Origin of the sequence: Streptomyces sp. NTH33, from assembly GCF_003236365.1 — a bacterium.
GTDB lineage: Bacteria > Actinomycetota > Actinomycetes > Streptomycetales > Streptomycetaceae > Streptomyces.
The window spans coordinates 1-1,865 of the sequence record NZ_POTZ01000799.1 but is presented as its reverse complement, the minus strand read 5'-3'; the positions used below and the strand labels follow the sequence as shown (position 1 = coordinate 1,865).

The following is a 1,865-nucleotide window of genomic DNA, read 5'->3' as shown; positions in this document are numbered from 1 at the left end:
GTCCTCAACCCCTCCGTCTACCGCCTCCTGCCCATGGCCGGTGACGGCCGGCCGCACGAGCCCCTGACCACCCCGGTACGGCGCGCGCCGATGCTGCGCATGTCCGGCCGCGGCCGCACCATGATGCTGACGTTCGACGACGGCCCCAACCCCGACTACACCCCGCACATCCTGGACACCCTCGCGAAGTACGACGTCCGGGCGACCTTCTTCGTGTGCGGCGAGATGGCCGAGTGGAACCGGGACCTGCTGGCCCGGATGGCCGACGAGGGCCACGCCGTCGGCAACCACACCTGGAGCCACCCGCTGCTCACCGAGCGCACCCGGCGTCAGGTCCGCTCAGAGCTGGAGAGCACCTGCGACGTCATCGAGAAGGCGTACGGGCAGCGGCCCCAGTGGTTCCGCGCCCCCTACGGCGCCTGGAACCGGACGGTCTTCCAGGTGGAGGCCGAGCTGGGCATGGAGCCGCTGGCCTGGACGGTCGACAGCCTCGACTGGACCGCCCCGGGCACCGACACCATCGTCGAGCGCGTCGAGCGCGGAGCGGGCTCCGGGGTCGTGGTGCTCTCCCACGACGCCGGGGGCGAGCGCACGCAGACCGTCCGCGCGCTGCGCACCTATCTTCCGAAGCTGCTGGGCGAGGGCTACCACTTCACCGTGCCGCGCCGGACCTACACCTGACCGGTGCCCGCCCGACCGGTGCCCGCCTGGCCGTGATCCGCTCAGCGGACCCCGGCCAGGCGGGCGAACACGACGACGTTTCCCTGATATCCGGTCGCCTCGTTGTAACCGCCGCCGCAGGTGATGACCCGCAGTTCCGGTGTGCCCTTCGAGCCGTACACGCGGTCGCCGGGAAAGTCGTTCTTCTCGAACACCTCGACGCCGTACACCTCGAACACGGCGGTCTTTCCGTCCTGCCGGTGGATTTCGACGTGGTTCCCCTTCCGCACGGCGCCGAGTCCGTAGAACACCGCGGGACCCGCCGCGTTGTCCACATGGCCGTCGACGACGGCGGTCCCCTTTTCCCCCGGCGTGACCGCACCGTTGAACCAGCCGGCCAGGTTCGGGTCCTCCGGCGGCGGCGCGGCGACCCAGCCGTCCGCGTCCACACCGACCGGTGTGACGGGCGCGTCGACCTGGATCACGGGGATCCTGATCCGGTCGGGCACCGAGCGGGGCAGGGCCTGAGGGCCAGGGCCCGTGGTCAGGGAGCTCGGGGCGTTGCCCGTGTCGGGCGCGGCCGCCGTCGCGGGCTGCGGCGGGCCTTTGTCGAACTCCCCCGAGCCGTTGCGGATGAGGGCGAGTCCGGTCAGCAGAACGAGCGCTATCACGCCCCATGGGGCACGCTTCTTCCGTGGCTCCCGCTCCTCCTGGGCGATCCGGGACCACTCGCTCACGACCTTCACCATCCCCTCTCGACGCGGCCGTCGCCGTGTCATCCGCGCATACAAGAACGCTAAGCCCGGCGCGAATGACCGGCGACGGGACGGACGCGAACGGGTGCTCCGTTCCCTTTCCCGTGCGCCATCCGAGTCGCGCCGTACGGGTCATTCATGACGGTCCGTGACCTGCGGGAACATTCAACGGAGTGATTTCCCGGTGACGTTCGCTCACCAGGACGGGCGAGCGCCGAAATGCGTACCCGTACAGGGCATCCGAGGGTTTTTCCGGGAGGTGCTGTCTCGCCGATCGTCCGGGTACGGGTCCCCGGGGCGCCTTCCTCGGAGGCTCATATGCGTACTGCTCGTACCCTCTCGGCGCCCCTGGCGGCGCTGGCCGCGGCGGTCGCCACCGTCGGGCTCGCCGCCCCGGCGGCCGTGGCGAAGGGCGGCGAACTGCCGGGGGTCATCCGGGACGGCGGGGTG

Annotated in this window: 2 protein-coding genes; one reads left to right on the top strand and one right to left on the bottom strand. The window is 71.1% G+C overall.

The features are described 5' to 3' along the window. Window positions 1–681 (top strand): polysaccharide deacetylase family protein (locus C1I97_RS36375; protein WP_111007176.1); only part of this gene is annotated, 681 nt, incomplete at its 5' end. Between the two features lie 41 nt (window positions 682–722). On the opposite strand, the gene C1I97_RS36370 is transcribed toward C1I97_RS36375, so the two are convergent. After that, the gene (locus C1I97_RS36370) at window positions 723–1,409 is read right to left on the bottom strand and encodes a class F sortase (RefSeq protein WP_111007175.1); all 687 of its coding nucleotides are present in this window, start codon (window positions 1,407–1,409) and stop codon (window positions 723–725) included. Between the last annotated feature and the right edge of the window lie 456 nt (window positions 1,410–1,865).

What these genes read in the sequence shown, in the direction of transcription:
- C1I97_RS36370 (WP_111007175.1), bottom strand. Translation starts at nt 1,409, where the DNA reads ATGGTGAAGGTCGTGAGCGAGTGGTCCCGGATCGCCCAGGAGGAGCGG.